Origin of the sequence: Pseudanabaena sp. UWO310, assembly GCF_006861605.1 — a bacterium.
Taxonomy (GTDB): Bacteria; Cyanobacteriota; Cyanobacteriia; order Pseudanabaenales; family Pseudanabaenaceae; genus Pseudanabaena.
Genome location: NZ_SELU01000024.1, coordinates 45,400 through 69,123, shown reverse-complemented (window position 1 = coordinate 69,123; position 23,724 = coordinate 45,400). Strand labels below are relative to the sequence as shown.

Here is a 23,724-nt window from a genome sequence, read left to right as displayed (position 1 = left end):
GCCCATTCTTATAAATATTATGGAAAATCTTTACGTTTTATGAATCAACCATTGCAGTTTATTCCCTATTCCGAAACATCAGGAAAACTGCATATGGATTTGGATAATTCCCTACTGGATCGCCATAGTCGAGATCCCCAATCGCCATCAATTTTAAGATTTTATCGCTGGGCTCCTGCTGCAATCTCCTTAGGCTTTCACCAAAAAAAATATCCTGAGCATTGGCAAGCGATTGCCGAAAACCATAATCTCGATATCGTCCATCGTCCCAGCGGGGGAAGGGCTGTGCTACATAAAGGCGACCTTACCTATGCTGTGATTACCAGTATTGATATCAATGGTAAAAAGCGATCGCACCGTGAAATATATGAATATATCTGTGGATTTTTAATTCAAGGTTTTGCCGAACTGGGGGTTCCCTTGACCTACGGACTTGCCGGACGGGGATATATTCACAATCCTAGTTGTTTTTCGACGGCAACCAATGCCGATTTAGTCATCGCTGACGGACGTAAGCTAATCGGTAGTGCACAGGTCTATCGCCATAATTCAGTTTTACAGCATGGCTCGATCGCGATCACTCCAGATTTTGAATTACTGAAAGAACTATTTGGCGCAGAAGTGCCGATCGTGGGATGCCAAGAACTCATGCAAGGCGATCGCCAATATTGTCTACAAAAGTTAATAGAAGTTCTATCGCAATCGGCGCGGCAGTACTTTCGCGCGGAGTTCTTTTAACTCTCCATCCGTTAATCGCCGCCATTCCCCTACCCCAAGATTGGCTAAATTTAAATGGGCGATCGCGATTCTGACTAGGCGTAAAGTAGGGAATCCGACGGATGCTGTCATCTTTCTGACCTGTCGATTTTTTCCTTCGGTTAATGTTAACTCTAGCCAAGCGGTTGGTATATGGGCGCGAAAGCGAATGGGGGGATCTCTTGGCGGTAAAGCTGGCTCGGTATCTAATAACTTGGCGATCGCGGGTTTTGTTCGATATCCTTGGATGGTGACTCCATGTTGTAACTTCTGTAAAGCTTCTGCGGTGGGAATTCCTTCCACCTGTACCCAATAGGTTCGGGAATGTTCAAACTGGGGATCGATTAACCGATGTTTTAATACCCCATCATTGGTAAGTAGTAACAGCCCTTCACTATCAAAATCTAATCTTCCAACCGAATACACTTCAGGGATATCCAGATATTCTCTCAAAGTTGGGCGAGGCGATATGCTGTCATCGGTAAATTGGCATAGCACTCCATAGGGCTTGTACAAAAGAATATATTGGCGATCGCTCATGCACTTAGGGGAAATCAGAATAAAAAAATCGCAACGCCAAAAATCGCATTGTCAGCCTTTTAATTCTAATCTAGCGCTGGGGCATTCTTAAACTATAGCTGCCGCCTATCAGGACATAAACCAAAGAGAGTTGCCGCGCTCTGCGCGGCAACTCTCTTTGGGGTTTTGATTTTGCCCTAACAAAACTGGCGGCAGCTATTAGGATAAATCAAACCCCAAAAAGACAAGTGGCAGTGCGAAGCACTACCACTTGTCTTTCTTGAGAGTACTGCCCGCGTAGCGGGCGATACTCTCTTCTAGGTTTTGAGTTTACTTACAGAAACCCGTTAATTTCATGAACAAATTACTAATGAAGTTATGAAGGAGTACACTTATTTACTGACTGTTTTATTAACTTAGCGATCGCTTAATAGTTTCTAAGTAAGTGGGCTTAATTAAATATAAAACCCTAAAACCTGTGGTGTACGCGCCGCTTGCGCCGCAGATTTTAGCTCTGGGTTTAATTATGCTGAGGTACTTATAGCCCTCTGAGATGACTCAAAAACAATTGTTTTGATGAATCAAGTAGGTAGGCTTATGCCATGAAGAGGGATGGCTGACGTATATGTTGCAGGCAATAATCAAAAACGTACTATATAGCCCAAATGCATCCTAAGTTTTTGAGACTCTAACTCAACTTTGAATATATTAGGTAAATCAGATGACGCAACGTCATGAATTTCAGTCAATTGGTTGTGCAGAATGCACAAAAGGAGCTGGATTAGGGTTTGACTTTACAATGGCATTTCAGCCAATCGTTAACGTTAAAACCAAAACAATTTTTGCTCAAGAAGCTTTGGTTAGGGGTATGGCCGAAGAACCCGCTGGGGAGATTTTAGCGAGGGTGAATAATGAAAATCAATACCGCTTCGACCAAGCCTGTCGAGTCAAGGCGGTTCAGCTAAGCGCAAAGCTGAATATTAAATCCTACGTCAGCATTAATTTCTTGCCCAATGCGGTTTATCGTCCCGAATTATGTATTCGTACTACGCTTGAGGCTGCGGAAACTTTCGGTTTCCCGATTGATCGGATTATCTTTGAGATTACTGAAGGAGAAAAGATCGAGGATCGCGCCCATCTGCTCGAAATCATCAAATATTATCAACAAGAGGGCTTTTTGACGGCGATCGATGATTTTGGGGCTGGTTACTCAGGACTTAATTTATTAGCTGATATTCAAACGGATTTAGTCAAATTAGACATGGGGCTGATTCGGCATATCGATTGCAATAAGAATCGTCAGGCGATCGTGAAGGGGATTGTTCAAGTATGCAACGAGCTAAAGATTCAAATAATTGCTGAAGGAATTGAAACCTACGAGGAGTTGAATGTTTTGCAATCCTTTGGGATCGAGCTTTTTCAAGGCTATTATTTTGCGAAACCGAAATTTCAAGGATTGGCAGTCCTAGAAAATCTATAGAATAGTGCTTTTATTCTCAAATCAAACCCAATAGGGAGTTGCGCCGCTTCGCGCCGCAACTCTCTATTGGGTTTGATGTCCCGACTTAAGTGAATATAGCTATACATAAACCTAAATAGAAAAGGATGGGAAGTGCTTAGCACTTCCCATCCTTTTCTATTTAGATGAATTTATGACGGTAAGCTTGAATCTGCTTGCAAGGTTATCTTCGGTTTAGCGATGATTTGAGAAGTTCTAGATTTGCTAATTTCCCAATCGCAAGACTATGCAAGACCTAAAAGATGAGTGGTGATGCTTCGCATCACCGCTCGTCTTTTAGGTCTTATGTTCTAAGCGAACCTCATACCAATTCACGAAAGTGCGACAACACTTTTGTGAATTAAAAACTAAGCCCAGTAAGGGTTTTCAAAACACAAAATCGCTACGCCATTTTGTGTTTTGGTATTACATTGCTGGAGTCTTAATATTTTTCTTAACAGAAATTGACATCTATTTCACTGTTCGATTGAGATATCTCACTCTATTTATAGATGACGATCCCCACTAGTCAACCTAGTGTGAGTTATCTCATATTGAAGTATTCAGTAGAATTCAAGTATTAATCATGATTCATCAATTAGCAGTTCGCTTAGGTGTGTCGTGTGTGCTGCTCGCAACCTTGCCTCTCGCTACAGACGAAGTTATCAAATATGTTCAAGCTCCTCATATCTTTTCAGGCATTGGCGCGATCGCCTCATGTATTGGAGCATGTGTCCCAGTTTTAACTTTATTCCGCAATTCTGACTAGTTTCGATTCCGCTCCGCTAACTTTGATTAAGTGGAGTCGAGGCCCCAAGTACTTTAATTAATAGCAAGCTCTAACTCCAGCGTCCGATCACGATTCTAATCGTGCCATCTTCCAGAATTTCTTGTTGCTCAACCGCAAATCCTTGTTGCGCTGCGCTTTGTAAAACCTTGTTAGTTGCATATTGCTGGGTGATTGCGCCCAATAATTCTTCCACATTCGTAGCTACGCCCCACATATCGGCAATTAGTTCGTAGCGATCGCCGAGTTTGCGAAAACCAATATCATAGGCGTTGGGCATGGGGATCACGTACTCGGCATGGGTGCTATTACCGAGGTATCCACGCACTAAAGTATTGCGCTTGACAGGATATCCCAGTTCTTGCAGTGATTTTTCTAGCAAGTCCCCATTTTTGATTTCGATGGCGATTGTCGTGAAGTGGGACATAGTTGTTTGTATTCACTCTAAATTAATAGCAAATTTTCGTAATTCTTGAAGTAATTGCTCGTCGTTAGATGCTGTGCGTGCTCCCGACTCAGCCGCCCATTGCTTTAGGGATTCAATCTGCTGCGAAGCGATCGCTGCTAGGGGAACGGTCTCTTCGATCGCGCTAATGATATCCTCGGTGGTAAAGTCTTCGCGTTTGCCAGTGCTACCACGACCAAAGGCGCGATGGATGCCATCGAGGATCACCTGTTCGATCTCTGCGCCACTAAAATTTTTGGTATGTCGCGCTAATAGCAATAGATCGAACTCCCGCATCCGATTAGGGCGTAATTTCTGTAAATGAACTTTAAAGATCTCTTGGCGTTCGGACTCGGTCGGTAAATTTAAAAAGAAAATTTCGTCAAATCTTCCTTTCCGTAATAGTTCGGCGGGCAGAATGCGGACATTGTTTGCCGTAGCAACAATAAATACGGGGGAAGTTTTTTCTTGCATCCAAGTGATCAGCGTTCCTAATACTCGCCGACTTGCCCCAGAATCTCCATCCCCCGAACCATTGATATTCCCAAAAGCCTTGTCAATTTCATCGATCCAAAGGACGCAGGGGGCAGTCGCCTCAGCGAGTTGGATCATTTGCCGCATTCGGCTCTCACTCTCTCCCACATAGCTACCAAATAAGCGCCCGATATCCAGCCTCAATAACGGTAAGCGCCATTCATTGGCGATCGTTTTTGCCGATAGTGATTTGCCAGTGCCTTGAATGCCGACTAGTAATACGCCCTTAGGCGTAGGGATGCCATAGCGCTTTGCTTCTTCGGTAAAGGCATCGCGTCGAACCCGCACCCATTGCTTAAGGTTGTCTAAGCCACCAACATTTTTAAGGGATTCATTAACCGTAAAAAATTCTAAAATTCCCGTCTGTCTGATCGCTTGCTGCTTTTCGGCAAGTACGGCATCGATGTCGGAGTCGTTCACCTGTTCTTTTTCGGCGATCGCCTTGGCTAAAACCCTTTGAATTCGCGTACGGCTTAAACCTTGGCAAGCCTTGACCAGTTGCTCTAACGCTAAGTTGCTTAAATGTAATTTATGGGGTGAAATTTTTTGTTTGATTAAATATTCGATTTCCGTAACGGCAGGCAGAGGAAAATCGATCGCTGTAATTTCTTCAGTCAGTTCGGGCGGGATCTCTAACACATAGCTTGTTAAGGCAATTGTGCGGCGATCAAGCTTGAGGTCACGAGCTAAATTCTTTAACTCCCGAATAATGGCTATGTTTCTTTCGTGGTGGGGATGTTTGAGGATCGGGTGCAGATCCCTCAGCACATATAAAACGTTGTCACCATCCTTAGTTGCTTTATCCCGCTGACTAATTCGCGACAGAGCCGCCATCACTGAGCCTTTATCAGCGTTATTATCACTCCATCCTCTGGCGATGTCCCAAAATAAAATCCGACGACTGGGGCTAGATTGGATTGCCATTTCCGTCAAAAGCTCTTCGACAGGCTCCTCTTCCGCCGTAACTATATATATGAGGGGATATTTGGCGCGAAGTAGTAAATCGAACTGCTCTATCAGAGCTTGGTAAACTCTGCTTTTTTTAGGGGCAAAGGAATCGGGCGGTAGTTGTGGCGACATATTGGCAGTATAGCAATAAGTAGCTAGGCGCAATTAAAGATAAAGCCCAAAAGATAAGCTGCGGCGCAAAGCGCCGCCACTTATCTTTTGGGCTTTGGCAAGTACCAAAAACTACACTGCTGCTAGAGCGGGTGCTTCGAGTTTGGCGAGACGATCTTTTAATAGCTCTTCTAGGGTGACGAGGGCTTTCGAGAAGCCTTTGATCCCTTCGTCAAGTTTCTCGGAAGCCATGCGATCGCTAGCATGCATAGCATCAAAAGTTGCCTTATCCATAGGAATGGCGGCGATATCTGACTGAGCAGCGATTTCGGGATCGAGTTTGCGTACTAGTTCACCCTCTGTATGTTGCAATTCATCGAGTAGGGCAGGGGAAATAGTTAACAGATCGCAACCAGCCAACTCGACAATTTCTCCCATATTGCGGAAGCTTGCGCCCATGATTTCAGTTTTATAACCAAACTTTTTATAGTAGTTATAAATTCTCGATACTGACAATACGCCTGGATCTTCATTAGCTGGATAGCTATCGCGACCAGTATCTTTTTTGTACCAGTCGAGAATGCGTCCGACAAAAGGCGAAATTAGTTTTACGCCCGCTTCTGCACAGGCGATCGCTTGATGCAGTCCAAATAGTAAGGTCAAGTTGCAATGAATGCCTTCTTTTTCGAGTAATTCTGCTGCCTTGATACCTTCCCAAGTAGCGGCAATTTTAATTAATACGCGATCGCGAGAAATGCCATGCGCTTCGTATTGCGAAATTAAATAATGGGCTTTTCCCAAGGTTGCTTCGGTATCGTAGGACAGCCTTGCATCTACCTCTGTGGAAACGCGACCAGGAATAATTTGCAAAATTTTCATACCAAAGGAGATCGCTAAGCGATCGAAAGCTAAGGAAACAACCTGCGCAGGCATGGCATCTTTACCAAGATCTTTTCTCGCTTCTCGCAGAGTTTCATCGACAATTTCCTGATATTGGGGCATTTGAGCCGCAGCTGTGATCAAAGATGGATTGGTGGTTGCATCTTGAGGTTTAACCATTTCAATGGCATGGATATCGCCAGTATCAGCGACAACGACCGTTATTTCCCGTAACTGATCGAGAAAACTTTTGGGCAAATCATTAGGCATAATGTCCTCCTTAGAGCTATTTACAAATAGCTACCTTTGCAAGCCTATCTTAGCCCCAACAATTTTGAAGGTTCTTCAACCTTTAGAGTAATTACAAGATCGCATCGTAAATAGCTAAATCTAAAACCTTAAAACCTGCGACGCAGCGTGCGCCGCAGGTTTTAGATTTAACGTCAGTTCGCGTTAAGCTGGCAAATTTTAAAAGTCCAAAAGTAAAAGCCTTGCGTAGCAAGGCTTTTACTTTTGGACTTTGAGAAAGGGTTTGCGTAGCAAACCCTTTCTCAAAGCCAGTTTCAAATTATCCCGAACTCAATTTATTTAATTAAGTCCACTTACTTAAATGAAGTTTTGTTAAGAAATTAATGGGGTCTATTCATTTAAAAAATTGAACCTAAGGATTTAAATTTATTGCAGCATAAAGGATTGAGGTGATTAGGTGCATTCTAAACAATTGTTACAAACTATCTGGAGCGACACAAACCTAAACCTATAATTACCTCATCGTGGCACAGCGACTCTTGTACAGCAGTACTTATCTCATTCATAGATTCAGCACTATGAGAGAGCTTGCCTAATCGTTTAATCTACTTTGTCTTAACAGTCTGAGAGAGGAAAATTTTCATGACAATGACTCCTCAAAAGCCAGACACAGAGGTAAAGGTAACGGTTGATCGTGATGTAGTACCTACTTCCTTTGAGAAGTGGGGACAACCTGGTCACTTCGATCGCACCTTAAAGAAGGGCCCAAAGACAACCACATGGATTTGGGATCTTCATGCCAATGTGCATGACTTTGACAGTTTCACAACCGAAGAAGATACTGCCCGTAAGATCTTCTCCGCTCATTTTGGGCACTTAGGTATTATCTTTATCTGGCTCAGTGGTATGTATTACCACGGAGCAAAGTTCTCTAACTACACTGGTTGGCTTGCCGATCCAGTCAACATTAAGCCCAGCGCCCAAGTGGTCTGGAATGTTGTCGGTCAAGATATCTTGAACGGCGATGTAGGTGGCGGTTTCCAAGGTATTCAAATCACTTCTGGTTTGTTCCACCTGTGGAGAGCATCTGGCATCACCACGGAATATCAACTCCTCTGCACCGCAATTGGCGGTTTGGTGATGGCTGGTTTGATGTTCTTCGCTGGTTGGTTTCACTACCACAAGGCTGCTCCTAAACTTGAGTGGTTCAAGAATGCTGAATCGATGATGAACCACCACTTGGCTGGTTTGCTCGGTTTGGGTTCTCTCTCTTGGGCTGGACATCAGATCCACGTATCGATTCCTATCAATTACTACCTTGATAAGGGCGTACCTGCGAGCCAGATTCCTGCACCCCATGAGTTCATCCTGAATCCTTCATTGATGGCAGACATTTTCCCTAGCTTTGCACAAGGTTTGACACCGTTCTTTACCTTTAACTGGGGCGCTTATGCTGACTTCTTGACCTTTAAGGGTGGTTTGAATCCTCAAACTGGATCTCTATGGCTAACTGACCAAGCTCACCATCACCTTGCGATCGCTACACTTTTCATCATTGCTGGACATATGTACCGCACCAACTTTGGTATCGGTCACAGCATGAAGGAAATTCTCGAAGCTCACAAGGGACCTCTAACTGGTGAAGGGCACAAGGGGCTATACGAAATCTTGACCTCTTCTTGGCATGCACAGCTAGCTGTTAACTTGGCTTTGATGGGTTCTTTGAGCATCATCGTTGCTCAGCACATGTATGCGATGCCTGCTTATCCTTACATTGCAACCGATTACGCTACCCAAGTTTCTCTATTCACACATCACATGTGGATTGGTGGTTTCTTGATCTGTGGCGCGGCTGCTCACGCAGGCATTTACATGGTTCGCGATTACGATCCTGCTAAGAATGTAAACAACTTGCTTGATCGCATGTTGCGCCATCGCGATGCAATTATTTCTCACCTCAACTGGGTATGTATCTTCCTTGGCTTCCACAGCTTTGGTCTTTACATCCACAACGACACCATGCGTGCATTGGGTCGTCCTCAAGATATGTTCTCCGATACCGCAATTCAGTTGAAGCCCGTCTTCGCTAACTGGATTCAAGGTATTCATGCTGCGGCTGCGGGTACAACTGCTCCCTATGCAACCTCTAGTGTTAGCCCTATCTTCGGCGGTGAAACTCTAGTTGTTGGCGGTAAAGTTGCTGTTGCCCATATGGCTCTTGGTACGGCTGACTTCTTGGTTCACCACATCCATGCCTTCACCATTCACGTTACTGTCTTGATCTTGCTTAAAGGCGTTCTTTACGCTCGCAGCTCTCGCTTGATTCCAGACAAGGCTGAACTCGGTTTCCGCTTCCCTTGCGACGGTCCTGGTCGTGGCGGTACATGTCAAGTTTCGGCTTGGGATCACGTATTCCTAGGTCTTTTCTGGATGTACAACTGTATTTCCGTTGTCATCTTCCACTTCTCTTGGAAAATGCAGTCCGATATCTTCGGTACTGTTGATGCAAGTGGCACTGTTACCAATATGGCTGGTGGCAACTTTGCACAGAGTGCATTGACCATTAACGGTTGGTTGCGTGACTTCTTGTGGGCCCAAGCTTCCAACGTAATTCAATCCTACGGTTCGGCATTGTCGGCTTACGGTTTGATCTTCTTGGGCGCTCACTTCATCTGGGCCTTCAGCCTCATGTTCCTGTTCAGCGGTCGCGGCTACTGGCAAGAACTTATCGAGTCAATCGTTTGGGCTCACAACAAGCTCAACGTTGCTCCTGCTATCTCTCCTCGCGCTTTGAGCATTACTCAAGGTCGTGCAGTGGGTCTAGCTCACTACCTCTTAGGTGGAATTGCCACAACTTGGGCATTCTTCCTAGCCCGTTACGGTGCACTTGGCTAATAAAACGGAGAAATTGAAGTAATTATGGCAACGAAATTTCCTAAGTTTAGCCAGGCTCTCGCACAGGATCCAACAACCCGTCGGATCTGGTATGCGATCGCCACAGCGAATGACTTTGAAAGTCACGATGGAGTTACCGAAGAAAGTCTTTACCAAAAGATTTTTGCTTCGCACTTCGGTCACTTGGCAATCATCTTCCTGTGGACATCTGGCAACCTGTTTCACGTAGCGTGGCAGGGTAACTTCGAGCAATGGATTCAAAATCCTCTCACTACACGTCCGATCGCCCATGCGATTTGGGACCCTCACTTTGGTAAGGCCGCAGTAGAAGCGTTTACTCAAACCGACGCTGCTGGTCCTGTTAATATTGCTCTTTCTGGTGTTTACCACTGGTGGTACACCATCGGTATGCGTACCAATGCAGAGCTATTTACTGGCGCAATCTGGATGCTAGTATTCGCAGCCGTTCTGCTATTTGCAGGTTGGTTGCACCTACAGCCCAGCTTCCGTCCTAGCCTCTCTTGGTTCAAGAATGCTGAGTCTCGCCTCAACCACCACTTGGCTGGTTTGTTTGGCGCAAGCTCCTTGGCATGGACTGGTCACATGGTTCACGTTGCGATTCCTGAATCCCGTGGTATTCACGTAGGTTGGGACAACTTCTTGAGCGTTCCTCCTCATCCAGCGGGGCTTGCACCTTTCTTCACTGGTAATTGGGGTGTGTATGCTCAGAATCCTGATACTGCTGGTCATGTGTTTGGTTCTTCCCAAGGTGCTGGTACTGCAATCCTCACCTTCTTAGGTGGTTTCCATCCTCAAACCGAGTCTCTTTGGTTGACCGACATTGCTCATCACCACTTGGCGATCGCTGTGTTGTTCATCATCGCTGGTCACATGTACCGCACCAACTTTGGTATCGGTCACAGCATCAAGGAGATCTTGGCTGCGCACAATCCTCCTAAGGGCACTCCTTTTGGTGGTTTGCTAGGCGATGGTCACAAAGGTTTGTATGACACCGTCAACAACTCCTTGCACTTCCAACTCGGCTTGGCTCTTGCTTCCCTCGGTGTAATCACATCATTGGTGGCGCAGCACATGTACTCGATGCCTTCCTATGCATTCATTGCTAAGGACTTCACCACACAGGCAGCCCTGTACACTCACCACCAATATATTGCTGGTTTCTTGATGGTGGGCGCGTTTGCTCACGGTGCGATCTTCTTCGTTCGTGACTACGATCCTGAAGCTAATAAGAACAACGTGCTTGCACGTATGCTTGAGCATAAGGAAGCGATCATCTCTCACTTAAGCTGGGTATCCCTCTTCTTAGGTTTCCACACCCTTGGCATCTACGTTCATAACGACGTAATGCAAGCTTTCGGTACTCCTGAAAAGCAAATCTTGATCGAGCCTGTATTCGCTCAGTGGATTCAAGCCGCTCATGGTAAAGCTCTGTATGGCTTTGATGTTCTGCTTTCTAATCCTGACAGCATTGCTTCTACCGCTTACCCCAACAGTGGTAACGTCTGGTTATCTGGTTGGTTGGCTGGTATCAATGCTGGTGATAACTCCTTGTTCCTCACCATTGGACCTGGCGACTTCTTAGTTCACCATGCGATCGCTCTAGGGCTGCACACCACCACCTTGATCTTGGTTAAGGGCGCGTTGGATGCTCGTGGATCTAAGCTCATGCCAGACAAGAAAGACTTCGGCTACAGCTTCCCTTGCGACGGTCCTGGTCGTGGCGGTACTTGCGATATCTCTGCATGGGATTCCTTCTACCTCGCTATGTTCTGGATGTTGAACACCATCGGTTGGACAACCTTCTACTGGCACTGGAAACACCTCGGTGTATGGCAAGGTAACGTTGCTCAGTTCAACGAATCCTCGGTCACCATCATGGGCTGGCTCCGTGACTACCTATGGCTTAACTCTGCTCAGTTGATCAATGGCTATAACCCCTATGGCATGAACAATATCTCTGTTTGGGCTTGGATGTTCCTCTTCGGACACCTAGTTTGGGCAACTGGATTCATGTTCTTGATCTCTTGGCGTGGTTATTGGCAAGAATTGATCGAAACCCTTGTATGGGCGCACCAACGCACACCTCTTGCAAGTTTAGTTCAGTGGAAAGACAAGCCTGTGGCTCTCTCCATCGTTCAAGCTCGTTTGGTTGGCTTGGCTCACTTCACAATAGGCTACATTGTCACCTATGCAGCCTTCCTGATTGCGTCTACCACAACTGCTTTCGGTTAATCTAGCTTGCTAGTTAATTAACTAATAACTAAAAAAATCCCTCACGGCGACGTGGGGGATTTTTTTAGTAGCTATAATATCTAAAATGTTTATAAGATTGGCAAATATGACAGCTATTCAAGAAAAATCAGATATTATCCGTACAGAAAGAGGACTTACTATTAATGGTACTCGGATTACTCTGTATGATTTGATGGATTATCTTCATGCTGGCTATCCTGTAAAGTTGATCCGCAATTATTTTTTTTACATTACTGATCAGCAATTCAACGCAGCGATCACCTATATTGAAAATCATCGTAAAGAGGTTGAGTCAGAGTATCAACTGGTTTTGTTAGAATCTGATGCAAATCGCCATTATTGGGAAGAAATTAATAAAGAGAAATTTGCTCAACTAACTAAACACTCTCCTAAACCTGAAAATCGGAAAGCATGGGAAAAATTGCAAGTTTGGAAAGCTAGACTAGCGACTGAAGCATGAAGTTCTTAATTGATTACAATCTCAAGGGTAAGTCTTTAATCCTTTGGGGTGTTGTGGCGGCTGAAGGTTGGCTAGATCTAATACAAGTTAAATTTCTGCAATTTGAGGATGTGGGATTGCCTCGAAATAGTAGTGATCTAGCTGTTTGGAATTTTGCTCAACAAAATAATTTAATTTTGATTACTGCTAATAGAAATATGAAGGGGAAAACTTCTTTAGAGCAGACAATTCGAGATAAAAATACGGATCTCAGTCTTCCAGTTGTAACCATTAGTAATGTGGATCGACTTGATGAGAAAGTGTATCGAGAAAAATGTGTGGCTTGTCTGATAGAAATTGGTCTTGACATAGATAACTATTTAGGGGCTGGTCGTATTTTTATTCCTTAGTTATCTGTTTGTAAGTCTTTGTAAGCCTTACAATTTTGGGGGCAGTGATTACTATTTGAATAATCATCATTAAGGTAATCACTATATAGCTTTATCAGGATACGCTCTAGCATAAATGTGATTACTTGTAATTGCATGTAGGGACTTTGGGAAGCAATGTGTTAGACTGCATAGCTACTTTAGATAATTAAGTCAACAAGAGCTATTGCCATTGGAATCCATGAGAACGCGATCGCAAAATCAGCAAAGTCTTTTCTCTTCATTTGTTAATGTTGCCATAGCGATAAATATATGTGGTTTTACTGCGTTATATTCTGACACTCAGAATTCAGCAATCTGGGCGAACACTGCTGAATCTACGATTAGCTCTTCAGATAAATTCAACTCAAAGCAATTTTTGTTTTTGGATTTGCAAAGGCATTGGTCGCGCCTCTTTGTGGAGGGACTGCTATCTAAAACAAACTTGAGCAAAGCCTTTGATACTGCCGATGGCATTAGTTTATTTCAGCCCGATCGCCCTATTACCCGTGCCGAGCTTGCGAATTATTTAGAACTTGCCTTTGCCAATCGGAATGCATCCAGAATTACTACCAGACTTGACGAGCCAGCCACTAAGGCTGAAACTCTGGTCGCGATCGCCAGCCAGCTCAATCTTAACAGCAATGCCGTTAAAACGCCGCAAACCTACTTATTATCAATGTTTCGCGACGCTATAGAGATTCCCAACTATGCCATTCCTGCGATCGCCACAATTACTCAGGAAGGCTTAGTTACTAATTATCCCGATCCCCGTATCCTTGCTCCCAATGGAGCAATTACCAAAAGTGAATTGGCAGTGCTGATCTATCAAGCTCTTGCCTATCAGAAGAAAGTACCGTTAATTCGATCGCTCTATACGATCGATCCCAATCGCCGCATGTGGGATATAGAGCTAACGCAGGTGACACGCCTTGAGGTCAGCATTAGTCGGCGGACAGTTACCGCCTTTCATGGAGAGATTGCTCTTAAGACCTATCCTGTCGCCGTTGGTCGTCAAGGCTGGAGCACGCCCATAGGTAATCATCGTGTTTTACAAACGATTGAATATCCTGCTTGGCAAAATCCCTTTACGGGGGATGTTATTCCTAGCAAAGATCCCGAAAATCCTTTAGGCGATCGCTGGATTGGCTTTTGGACGGATGGCAAAGATTGGTCGGGCTTTCATGGGACACCCAATCGCGCCTCGGTTGGTACGGCGGCATCCCATGGCTGTATCCGTATGTATAACGAAGATATTCGCGAGTTGTTTAGTCAAGTGACGACGAACACGATTGTAAGAGTATCGCCGTAAATCAAACCGCAAGAATTGATAGGCGGCGCAAAGCGCCGCCTATCAATTCTTGCGGTTTATGTCCCTATATATCTGCCGTCAACTGTATCAGGACATAAAACCCAAAATAGTGTTGCCGCGCGGAGCGCGGCAACACTATTTTGAGTTTTAATTTTGTCCTAACAAGACTGGCGGCAGCTATATAGGTGAGTTAGGAATTGAGGACACGCACCACGGTGCTTTGAGGCAGACTGCTCGCATTTAACTCTAGGGTCGAACCTTCCAACTTCTTAATACTGTCCTTGGGCATGAGCGCAAGGAACTCATCGATAGAAGCTAGCTGGCAAGACTTACTGGATTTGTCAGTGCGGTAATAGACAGGAATAACTATACGGGGATTTAGTTCGGTAACGATCGCTTGAGCTTCTTGGGGGGAATAGGCTTTAGCTTGCATTGGATCGCTGCTTTGAGCGCTGCCACCTATGGGCAAAATCAAAACGTCAGGACGACCCATGAGAATTCGCTGAGAAGCGGTGATGGGAGCGGCGGCGCTACCTAAATGCAATATAAAGATGCCCGATTGCTTCCAGCGCCATGCCACATTGCGCCCAAATCTACGACCGCCAAGGCGATCGTGATCCATCGTAATTCCCTGAAGATTTATGCCTTTAAGATTGTAAGAGCCCGCTTCAGACAAAACTCGCTTGTCCTTGGGGAGATTTTCTAAATATCCTTCGTCAAGTAAGCGCGAACTAATCAAAATATAGTCAGATTGGGCAGTTGGCGAGGCTAGCTTCGCGGTACAACCGACGGGACGAAATGGATGGGTTAAAAAACTAACGTTATCTCCTGAGATTAAAAAAGATAAATGCCCCAACCACTGAAGGCGTAGGGTTGAATTTGCTTGAGAATTGGCTGCGTCAGCAATAATTCCTGCGGTAAATGCTGAGATCAGTCCACCTTGGGCGAGTCGAAGAATTTGTCTGCGGCGCATGTTGTTTAGTTCAGTAAGTATTTTGAAATGTGCTTGAAATGTGCGGATTTTCCCAAAGCGATATGTAGTCGAAACTATCAGGTACTTAAGCCCAGTATTTATAAAGCCCAGTATTTAAGGTAGGCAGCATAAAGCGCCACCTACCTTAAATATCAGGCTATGACGCTCAATCCTTTTAAGAAGTTTCTCAGTAAGTCTTTGCCTGTTTCGGTCAAGATGCTTTCAGGATGGAATTGTACGCCTTGGACATGGGGATATTGTTTGTGTCGGACTCCCATGATTATGTCATCTTCAGTCCATGCTGTAACCTCAAGGACATCGGGGCAATTTTGGCGATCGATAACGAGACTATGGTAACGAGTGGCGGTAAATGGGTTGGCTAGTCCTGCCAAAATACCGACTCCCGTATGATAAATTTGGGATGTCTTGCCATGCATTAAGTAGGGAGCCGAGACGACCTTTCCTCCATACATTAATCCCATGCTTTGATGCCCGAGACATACACCCAATATTGGCGTATGGGCAGCCATTTCACGAATAATATCTAAAGATACACCCGCTTCTTCGGGGCGACCGGGACCTGGTGAGATTACGACTCCTGCGGGTTGAAGTTGTTTGACTTCGGCGATGGTTATTTCGTCATTTCTTTTAACTATAATTTCGCTCAATGCAGGGAATTCGGGTAATAATTCTCCAAGGTACTGCACGAGGTTATAGGTAAAGCTGTCGTAATTGTCGATAACGAGAATCATGTTTACAGGGCTTGTGTTTGTAAAGCTTTTTTTGAAGCTCAAGGCTTGACGACGATCGCTAATTTCTTACTCAATTTAGCCTTCTCAATTTAACATTCTTTATGAAGAATTCAGACCAGAAAAGATTATGAAACCAGTTTTGGGAGTTTTCGCATCGGTCTTAGTGATTATGATCTGTGGTGCTGAGGGGGCGATCGCGCAACTGCGTCCTAAGCCACCGCAAAAAGTTCAAGTACAGCAGGAAATCGTCGTACCGCCCAATGAAACTGCCGATCAGCTTTTGGAAAGGGGTAACGCCTATGTGCGTTTAGGTAATTTAGAGGGAGCGATTGTTATATTTCGGGCGGCGATTCAGAAAAATCCCGAACTAACGGTAGCGCATTATAATCTGGGCTTAGCCTACGCACAGGCAGGCAAATTAAAGGAAGCCATTCATTCTTTTCAACGCGCCACTAGACTCGATCCTAAGTTTGCGATCGCTTACAGTAATCTGGGTGCAGCCTTGTTACAGTCAGGGGATGCCAATCGCGCCATTCCCAGCTTACAAAGGGCGATTAGCCTCGATCCGAAACTATCAGTTGCTTATTATAATCTCGGTTTAGCCTTGAAGGAGAAAAAGGATATTAATGGGGCGATCGCGAACCTCAATCAGGCGCTTAAACTCAATCCCCAAGCCCCTGAAACGATCTATAACCTAGGACTATTAATTCAAACTCAGGGCAATATCTCCAAAGCGATCGCCTATTATGCCAAGGCTCTGCAATTGAATCCTGAATATGCTGAGGCTTATTACAATTTGGGAGCCGCTTTATTAATTCAAGGACAAACGGAAAATGCGATCGGACAGTTGCGTAATGCTTTGCAGTTTCGTAAAGACTACGCCGAAGCCTTTTATACCCTTGGGGTCGCACAGGTAAAGGCGGGGCAAAAACAGGATGCGATGCAATCTTTTATTCAGGCGCAGGCTTATTTTAATCAGCAAAAAAACATTCCTTGGGCGCAACAGAGCGAACGACAGATTCAGAAATTACGCGGATAAAAACAGGGAGATAATCTTTATTTAGTAAGACTTTATCCTGATATAACTATTCGATAACCAGTGAAAAGTATCGAAAATAACTTTTTGCTAACTTTACCTAGATGACAACCCGATCTAGAAACCTGAGTATAAGAAATAACCAAGCATTAACTAATAAGTCTTGCTTCGTCATTAGAAATATTTTTTTGTTTTAGTCAGGTTTTAGGGAAGGGAAATGAATAAGTCGGTTTTGTCAAAGGTACTCTCAGCAGTAGCAATCTCTTGGGGGGCGATCGCCACCAGTCTGCCAGCACAGGCTGGAACGATTGTAAATGGCTGGAATTATGCCCGTGATGACTACTCCTATGATGGTTCTGGATCGGGGGGATTTAATGCAGACAGCCGTTGGGATATCTATGGCATGGGCTACAAAGTTGTAGGTAATGATGTGTATGTAGGAATTAACTCCAGTAATTCTCTCTATGGCATTAATTCCAACAATACAAATGTCGGTTTCGGCTCTCTTTTCCTAGACTTCAATTATGGCAACGCTGGCAATAACTTCAGTACCGCCCAAGGCTCGCTGCTTGGCGTAAGGTTTGCACCCAACAATGACTTTGGTGCTAATACCGTTGGTGTTTATACAGGCGTTACTGGTCAAAGTGTTGCCTCAAGTAACTCTGGCTATGCCAGTTATAACGCTTATAGAAATTCTGCTGGCAATTCCACTGCTGGCGATCTAGCCGCCAATGATTCCTATTTTGCTCCCTACATTAATAATGGCTCTTCTCTTCCCCTTGAAATTGCTACGGGGAATCTATTTGCGGGAGGTAACCTCAGCTATCTAACACAGTCAGATCTTGCTGCCATTGGATTTCCCAGCACGATCTACCAAGCTAGTGCCAACCCTAATACTTTTGGGTTTAAGTTTACACTTCCTAGTCAATATCAAGGTCAGCAGTTTTTGGCAACCTTAGGATTTGAATGTAGCAATGATTTGGTTTCTGTAAGACCAGTTCCCGTCCCTCCTGCGATCGCTGGTATTTTTCTGGCAGGTGCATTTGGTGGCTGGCGTGCAGCTAGACGCAAAAAGCAACTTAAAGTAGTTGCTGCTTAGTTAAACTTCTGCAAAGAGTGTCGTACTTTGTACGACACTCTTTGATTAACGTCAGTTCGGGTTAAGCTAGCAAATTTTAAAAGCCAAAAAGTGAAAGCCTTGCGTAGCAAGGCTTTCACTTTTTGGCATTGAACAAGGGTTTGCTACGCAAACCCTTGCTCAATGCCCTAATCATACCAAAGCACAAAATGGCTACGCCATTTTGTGCTTTGGTATGATTAGGGAACTCTCCAGATATGAATATTGCTATCTTCGCCGCCACTAACTAAGGTTTGTCCGTCATGACTGAGGGCGATCGCATTAATGAGATTGATATGTCCAGTGAGGACTTGAATGGGTTCTCCTGTTTCTAAGTTCCACACGCGAATTTCTTTATAGCTAGCGCTGATCAGAGTTTTGCCATCCCTACTGACAATCAGTGACTTGACCCAGCCCCAATGCCCTTCTAATGTCCGAATGGCTTTACCTGTTTGCAAGTCCCAGACCTTGATGCGCGTATCGAGACTACCACTGACGAGGGTGCGCCCATCGGGACTGATGGCAAAGGAGAGCACCCTTGCCGAATGTCCGATAAATTCCCAACGTTGCTTTCCTGAAACTAAGTCCCATACTCGAATCGTAGTATCCCAACTGCAACTAGCGATCGCTTTGCCATCAGGGCTTAGGGCGACGGAATCCACAAGACTAGTATGACCGCGCAGAGTGCGAATTTTGGTTCCCGTTTTAATATCCCACAGCTTAATCGTGGTGTCTTGGCTACCCGTCACTAGGGTCTTTCCATCGGGAGTAATTGCTACAGAATTAACATAGCCGATATGCCCCGTTAGGGTTAATAGCTCTTTCCCAGAGCGTGCATCCCAGAGTTTAATAGTTTTATCGCGGCTACCGCTAGCCAATAGACGACCGTTAGCACTCAGAGCAATGGAGGTAATCCTATGATTATGTCCGCGAATGGAACCAATCAGTTTATGCGGATTTCTATCTGTTCCTAAGTCCCAAACTTTAATACTGAAATCCGCCCCAGCGCTATATAAAATCCTGCCATTGGCTGACAGGGCAAGGGAAACGATCGCTGAAGCATGACCTTGAAGCGTATCGACGATATCGAATAAATGATATTGGCTGTAGTCGGCTAAGGCTTGACGGACATGGGGTTCGGATCTGCGCCAAAGCAATAGGAGCGCGGTACGTTGGACGGAGAGCGAATGATCCTGTAAGCCTTGCAAAACTAAGTTTAATCCCGCTTCCCCATGGTTGAGAGCTTCGCGCAGGGAGGCTATTCTCGAGGCGATCGCAGGGCTATGGAACCTTTGCTTGACTCCTGCAATTCCTCCTAATACAACTCCTCCCAGTGGCGGTGTTATCTGACCGCCAAGAACTGCATCCTTTGCCGTGGGTTGCTGGTGATGCTGTTTTGCTGCGGACATGATTGATATTTGTAAAAATTTTTTGCCGAAGATGAGCCAAGGCACAGCTTGGCTCATCTTCGGTTTAGAAATTAATCTTTAGAAATTTAGGACTTACGCAAAGCTAAGGAGTTTACTGGATATTGGATAGGTGTGGCGCGGGTAAAGCCCGCGCCACACCTATCCAATGCGTAAGTCCTAAAATTAAGAAGCCTTAGCCAAGACTTCTTCTAAGGAATGTTCGATGTCAGAGAGTTGGTATTCTCCATAAACTTCACAGGAGTTATTAGGACTCTCAATTAGTTTAATGCTATGGAGTTTTGCACCAATCTCGCGAATGGGCTTGGTTAGTAACTTTTGGATATAGACAGCAATATTTTCGGCAGTAGGAACGACTTCCGAAAAATAGGGAATGTCTTTATTGAGAAAGGTATGATCCATCGGTTCGAGGACATATTTATCGATCGCGTTTTGAAAGGCGGATAGGTCAGCAATCATGCCAGTACGAGGATCGATGTCACCAACAATGGCTACTTCTAAATGATAGTTATGTCCATGACCGTTAACCCGAGCGCACTTGCCATAGATTGATGTATTTTCTTCTAGGGATAATGTGTCGAGAGCGAGGCGATGGGCTGCGGAAAAGTGAGTGCTAATTGTTAAATGTGCTTGCATATTATTACCTTGATAATCAGCCCAGAGTTCGGGATGTTCGTATAAGCGGATATTGACCAATGGTAGGTGCGCTTCTAAACGCTGCCAAATTACACGGGCAATATTTTCGGTGGTGGGGAGCGTTTCTTGAAATTCTTCCCATGCTTGATTGAGATAGGAGAAATTTAATTGGGTTGTCACTTCACGGGCGATCGTGTGCTTGACATCTGAGAGATTTAGTACCATGCCAGTGTGGTCGATCTCTCCTACCATGCCCACATACATTACATAGTTGTGACCGTGGGGTGGAAAATTAGTACATGCACCGAACTTAGCAAGATTCTCCTCTGGGGGGATTTCAGGCAGCCAGTAACGATGACTAGCAGAAAACTCAGCGCGGCGATTAATTACACATTTAGCCATCAGGAATTAGCTATCAAAAACAAGGTTTGATAAATTGTAAATTTATATTAATAGATTAACATTTCCCGCGATCGCATCAAGACATCGCACCAAGACATCGCATCAAGGCTAAGTATATTTGCCGCGATCGCTATAATTAAAAAATATCTCTAAAAGTCCCCTGTTGTCAGTGCGATCGCATTGTTTGAGCTATGACACCAACTGTTACTCCCGCTCTTGAGTCTGTTCAACTTTAGAAGGAACACTTAATCTACATCTGAAGATCAATCAAGCTATCATTAACGTGAGTTCGACCAACAATGGAAAAACATTATGGACTTATGGAGTTTTGTAATTGGTGCGGGTGTATTTTTTGGGATGGGAGGTGCATCTTTTAAAATTGTCAACCAAGGCGAAGAAGCCCTAGTTGCATCCTTCGGGAAATATAAACGCAAGCTTCCTGCTGGCCCCCACTTTATTCTGCCTTTTATTGATACCGTAAGCTACAAAGGCTCAATCAAAGAACAAGTACTAGATATTCCCGCCCAACAATGCATCACTCGTGACAATGTGCCGATTACCGCCGATGCCGTGGTCTATTGGCGAGTTGTTGATATGGAAAAAGCCTATTACCGCGTAGAAAACCTCCGCCAAGCGATTATTAACATTGTTTTGACCCAGATCCGCTCTGAGTTAGGTAGCTTGGAACTGGATGAAACCTTTACGGCGAGAAATAAAATCAACGAACTGCTACTGCGTGATCTTGATGATGCCACCGAACCTTGGGGTGTGAAAGTAACGCGGGTAGAGTTGCGCGATATCTTACCTGCCAAGGCGGTACAGGAGTCGATGGAATTGCAAATGACTGCCGAGCGTAAAAAACGCGCTGCCATTCTTACTTCGGAAGGCGATCGCGAGGCAGCAATTAACAAAGCTAGAGGTTTAGCAGACTCCCAACTGCTTAATGCTGAAGCTTCTCAGAAAGCGGCGATTCTCGAAGCTGAAGGACAGAAACAATCAAGGATTTTGCGAGCTGAAGCGGAGCGACAGGAACAGGTATTAAAGGCTCAGGGGACGGCTCAAGCGATGCAGGTTTTGTTGCAGTCTATGAAGGGGCATCCCCAAGCCAATGAGGCTTTACAATTTTTGTTAGCGCAAAGTTATCTGACTATGGCTACAACTGTCGGTTCTAGTGGCAGTAGCAAGGTGATGTTTATGGATCCGCGATCGCTACCTTCGACCTTAGAAGGATTGAAATCAATCGTTGATACTCCTATTGATCCGAGCGATCTACCCACCCAAGATTGGACTAAATAAAAATTAACGTGAGTTCGAGATAATTTTAAAATCCCCAAAGTAAAAGCCTTGCGTAGCAAGGCTTTTACTTTGGGGATTTTAAAATTTACCAGCTTAAACCAAACTGACGTTAAAAAAGTAGGGACAAATTGTCCCTACTTTTTGGGGAAATAGGACTCACATTAAGGGATTGGCTATACCGAAGGGCTAATGGGAATGCGCTTGAGCAGGTGATATTTGCAACCAGCAGCAAGAATATGTACCCGTAGGTTATGAATTGTCAAAGGAGCAGAGCCGCTCACCCATAGCTGGTTGCTATAGGAGACTTCGCCAGGATCGACTACGGTGACTGTGCCGCGCCCTAAAACTCGCATGGTATTGTTGGGTTCAAAAATGGCAACCGTATCTTCATCAATGCCTATGCCAATTTTGTCTGGATGTGCGGCGATCGCTGTCATCAAACGAGCCATACGGTTACGATTGTGAAAGTGCTGATCGACAATGATTTCGGGCAAAATATTCAAGCCCGTGCTCATGTTGACCAGTTCTTTATGGGGGGATTCGCCACTGCTGCCACCTGAAATCATGTGATAGCCCATTGCTGCGGCTCCTGCGCTAGTACCAGCCAGTACGAGACGCTTTTCGTCGATTCGTTTAGCGATCGTGATTGCAAAGGGAGTATCAGCGATTAACCCACAAAGGCGGAGTTGATCGCCACCAGTCATAAAAATTCCCGTAAACCGATCTACTAGAGCTTCGGCTTCAGGATAGTCATCGTGAGGACGTTCACGGATATCCAACACTTCCACCGCACTTGCACCAAGTTCAGTGAAAATGTCATGATAAATTCGTCCAATAATATCAGGTTCTCTTGAAGCGCAAGGAATGATCGCGATGCGTGCTTGGGAGCCACCTGAGTTTTCTACAAAGGCTTTGAGAATCTTGCGGTCTTGGACTTTATCCTCTCCACCACCAATTACCATTACCGCCGACTTAATAATTTGAGTCATGCCCCTATCTATTGCCACATCTTCGTCTAAGTTCAGCATATTAGCAGATTGGTCAACAAATTTTTTCAGGCGATTAATTAGGTTAACGCCTTGACTCACTTTTTGCTCTTGCTGACTCGCCAATGGTTTGAATTACCTCCATTGATGCTTACATGGCTAACCGTAAGGCTAACTATTGTCAAATTGTATAACTTTTATGTTGTTAAAGACTAGTGTTTGCTGGTGACAAAATCAGAGACTGACAAGTCCCCTCTGATTTTGTTACCTAATTTTGCCTGATTTTACCTGATTTTGTTTGCCTAATTTTATAAGTAGCTGCGCGTAATTAAAAACTAGGGACAAAACCTGTTGCGGACGCTCAGCGTCCGCAACAGGTTTTGGGTTTTATGTTTGATTGTGCCTACTCCCTTCCCAGTGAAGAATTAGACGTTGCGACGCAAAGCGTCGCAACGCTAGTTATTGGGTTTTGATGTCTATTTCTTTAGTGGGAAGGGAGTAACTACATAGAGAATTTTTATAGAGACTTTAGGGTGATTTTGATGAGTATTCAATCACTTTGCCAGCATTCTTGGCTAACTAGATCGCAAATACGATCGCGTAATAGGTACTGGTTATCTTCTAATTCTCGTTCGATTTGACACCATTCGCGATCGCGAAAGAAGCGACAGAGAGCATGAATTGGTTGACTGCGAGTGAGTCGTCCGCTTTCGAGTAAATGTCTTGCTTCGTCTTGGATAGCGCTGATGGAATAGTAAAGTGAGTGCAACATAACCAAACTCTCTTTGTAGGTTTTTGCGTAATTTTATTGAAATTTAAAGTCAGGAATTTACTTGATGACTTAAATTTACATGAAAATGATCGATGTCTGTGATGGAGGATACAAACTTTTAATATTTTCCCATAGGATTTTCATCACTACATAAAAGTCAATGAAACTCAAAAGAAAAAAATATTTCTGACGATATAAATTACTAAAACCCGTAAAGTTGTGCCCCGTAGGGGCGCAACTTTACGGGTTTTGG

At 44.6% G+C, this 23,724-nt stretch carries 21 protein-coding genes; 11 read left to right on the top strand and 10 right to left on the bottom strand.

Translation table 11 applies throughout. The annotated features are described in order from the left end of the window. Nucleotides 1–738: lipoate--protein ligase family protein (locus PseudUWO310_RS10085; RefSeq protein WP_317845558.1), on the top strand; the 738-nt coding region annotated here is incomplete at its 5' end. Here PseudUWO310_RS10085 and PseudUWO310_RS10080 read toward each other — a convergent pair. Beyond that, nucleotides 694–1,296: a pseudouridine synthase gene (locus tag PseudUWO310_RS10080; protein WP_142600677.1), complete on the bottom strand. Its 603-nt coding sequence runs from the start codon at nt 1,294–1,296 to the stop codon at nt 694–696. The two genes, PseudUWO310_RS10085 and PseudUWO310_RS10080, sit on opposite strands and share 45 nt — an antisense overlap. 700 nt (nt 1,297–1,996) lie before the next feature. Here PseudUWO310_RS10080 and PseudUWO310_RS10075 point away from each other — a divergent pair. Both PseudUWO310_RS10075 and PseudUWO310_RS10070 read left to right on the top strand, forming a co-directional pair. Next, complete coding sequence (locus PseudUWO310_RS10075) at nt 1,997–2,755, top strand: EAL domain-containing protein (RefSeq protein ID WP_142600675.1); 759 nt, start codon at nt 1,997–1,999, stop codon at nt 2,753–2,755. Nucleotides 2,756–3,359: 604 nt separating this feature from the next. After that, entirely contained in the window at nt 3,360–3,542 is a 183-nt protein-coding gene (locus tag PseudUWO310_RS10070; RefSeq protein ID WP_009629122.1) for a hypothetical protein, read from the top strand. A gap of 70 nt (nt 3,543–3,612) precedes the next feature. Here PseudUWO310_RS10070 and PseudUWO310_RS10065 read toward each other — a convergent pair whose 3' ends face one another. From PseudUWO310_RS10065 to PseudUWO310_RS10055, 3 genes are all read right to left on the bottom strand, one after another. Continuing rightward, complete coding sequence (locus tag PseudUWO310_RS10065) at nt 3,613–3,987, bottom strand: DUF1257 domain-containing protein (RefSeq protein ID WP_142600673.1); 375 nt, start codon at nt 3,985–3,987, stop codon at nt 3,613–3,615. 12 nt (nt 3,988–3,999) lie between these two features. Then, on the bottom strand, nt 4,000–5,619 hold the full coding sequence (locus PseudUWO310_RS10060) for an AAA family ATPase (protein ID WP_142600671.1): 1,620 nt from the start codon (nt 5,617–5,619) through the stop codon (nt 4,000–4,002). A gap of 111 nt (nt 5,620–5,730) precedes the next feature. Next, nucleotides 5,731–6,747: a transaldolase gene (locus tag PseudUWO310_RS10055; RefSeq protein WP_223805607.1), complete on the bottom strand. Its 1,017-nt coding sequence runs from the start codon at nt 6,745–6,747 to the stop codon at nt 5,731–5,733. A 621-nt stretch (nt 6,748–7,368) separates the two neighbouring features. Between PseudUWO310_RS10055 and psaA the strand changes: the two genes are divergently transcribed. From psaA to PseudUWO310_RS10030, 5 genes are all read left to right on the top strand, one after another. Further along, nucleotides 7,369–9,621 (top strand): photosystem I core protein PsaA, encoded by a 2,253-nt coding sequence (gene psaA, locus PseudUWO310_RS10050; RefSeq protein ID WP_009625583.1) that lies wholly within the window; start codon nt 7,369–7,371, stop codon nt 9,619–9,621. A 24-nt stretch (nt 9,622–9,645) separates the two neighbouring features. After that, nucleotides 9,646–11,874: a photosystem I core protein PsaB gene (gene psaB, locus PseudUWO310_RS10045; RefSeq protein ID WP_142600668.1), complete on the top strand. Its 2,229-nt coding sequence runs from the start codon at nt 9,646–9,648 to the stop codon at nt 11,872–11,874. 106 nt (nt 11,875–11,980) lie between these two features. Next, entirely contained in the window at nt 11,981–12,355 is a 375-nt protein-coding gene (locus PseudUWO310_RS10040) for a DUF433 domain-containing protein (RefSeq protein WP_142600665.1), read from the top strand. After that, nucleotides 12,352–12,744 (top strand): DUF5615 family PIN-like protein, encoded by a 393-nt coding sequence (locus tag PseudUWO310_RS10035; protein WP_142600663.1) that lies wholly within the window; start codon nt 12,352–12,354, stop codon nt 12,742–12,744. The genes PseudUWO310_RS10040 and PseudUWO310_RS10035 overlap by 4 nt, the downstream gene beginning before the upstream one ends. A 220-nt stretch (nt 12,745–12,964) precedes the next feature. Continuing rightward, nucleotides 12,965–14,074 (top strand): L,D-transpeptidase family protein, encoded by a 1,110-nt coding sequence (locus PseudUWO310_RS10030; RefSeq protein ID WP_223805609.1) that lies wholly within the window; start codon nt 12,965–12,967, stop codon nt 14,072–14,074. Between the two features lie 190 nt (nt 14,075–14,264). Here PseudUWO310_RS10030 and PseudUWO310_RS10025 read toward each other — a convergent pair whose 3' ends face one another. Then, nucleotides 14,265–15,047 carry an MBL fold metallo-hydrolase gene (locus tag PseudUWO310_RS10025; RefSeq protein WP_142600657.1) on the bottom strand — a complete coding sequence of 261 codons (783 nt, stop codon included), beginning with the start codon at nt 15,045–15,047 and terminating at the stop codon, nt 14,265–14,267. 152 nt (nt 15,048–15,199) lie between these two features. Next, the gene (locus PseudUWO310_RS10020) at nt 15,200–15,799 is read right to left on the bottom strand and encodes an anthranilate synthase component II (protein WP_142600654.1); all 600 of its coding nucleotides are present in this window, start codon (nt 15,797–15,799) and stop codon (nt 15,200–15,202) included. A gap of 127 nt (nt 15,800–15,926) precedes the next feature. Here PseudUWO310_RS10020 and PseudUWO310_RS10015 point away from each other — a divergent pair, with 127 nt between their 5' ends. Continuing rightward, nucleotides 15,927–16,838 (top strand): tetratricopeptide repeat protein, encoded by a 912-nt coding sequence (locus PseudUWO310_RS10015; protein ID WP_055075721.1) that lies wholly within the window; start codon nt 15,927–15,929, stop codon nt 16,836–16,838. A 214-nt stretch (nt 16,839–17,052) separates the two neighbouring features. Then, nucleotides 17,053–17,934: an XDD3 family exosortase-dependent surface protein gene (locus PseudUWO310_RS10010; RefSeq protein ID WP_142600652.1), complete on the top strand. Its 882-nt coding sequence runs from the start codon at nt 17,053–17,055 to the stop codon at nt 17,932–17,934. Between the two features lie 218 nt (nt 17,935–18,152). Here the strand turns inward: PseudUWO310_RS10010 and PseudUWO310_RS10005 are convergent, their stop codons facing one another. Continuing rightward, on the bottom strand, nt 18,153–19,361 hold the full coding sequence (locus PseudUWO310_RS10005) for a WD40 repeat domain-containing protein (RefSeq protein WP_223805606.1): 1,209 nt from the start codon (nt 19,359–19,361) through the stop codon (nt 18,153–18,155). Nucleotides 19,362–19,544: 183 nt separating this feature from the next. Continuing rightward, a complete protein-coding gene (locus PseudUWO310_RS10000) occupies nt 19,545–20,417 on the bottom strand; it encodes a 6-carboxytetrahydropterin synthase (RefSeq protein WP_142600647.1) in 873 nt (290 codons plus the stop codon). A gap of 312 nt (nt 20,418–20,729) precedes the next feature. On the opposite strand from PseudUWO310_RS10000, the gene PseudUWO310_RS09995 reads away from it, so the two are divergent. Continuing rightward, a complete protein-coding gene (locus PseudUWO310_RS09995; protein WP_009625572.1) occupies nt 20,730–21,713 on the top strand; it encodes an SPFH domain-containing protein in 984 nt (327 codons plus the stop codon). Nucleotides 21,714–21,886: 173 nt separating this feature from the next. Here the strand turns inward: PseudUWO310_RS09995 and PseudUWO310_RS09990 are convergent, their stop codons facing one another. Together PseudUWO310_RS09990 and PseudUWO310_RS09985 are read right to left on the bottom strand one after the other, a co-directional pair. After that, nucleotides 21,887–22,825, bottom strand: coding sequence for a cyanophycinase (locus PseudUWO310_RS09990; protein WP_009629703.1), 939 nt, complete (start codon nt 22,823–22,825; stop codon nt 21,887–21,889). A gap of 424 nt (nt 22,826–23,249) precedes the next feature. Next, complete coding sequence (locus PseudUWO310_RS09985) at nt 23,250–23,471, bottom strand: DUF4327 family protein (protein ID WP_009629702.1); 222 nt, start codon at nt 23,469–23,471, stop codon at nt 23,250–23,252. Between the last annotated feature and the right edge of the window lie 253 nt (nt 23,472–23,724).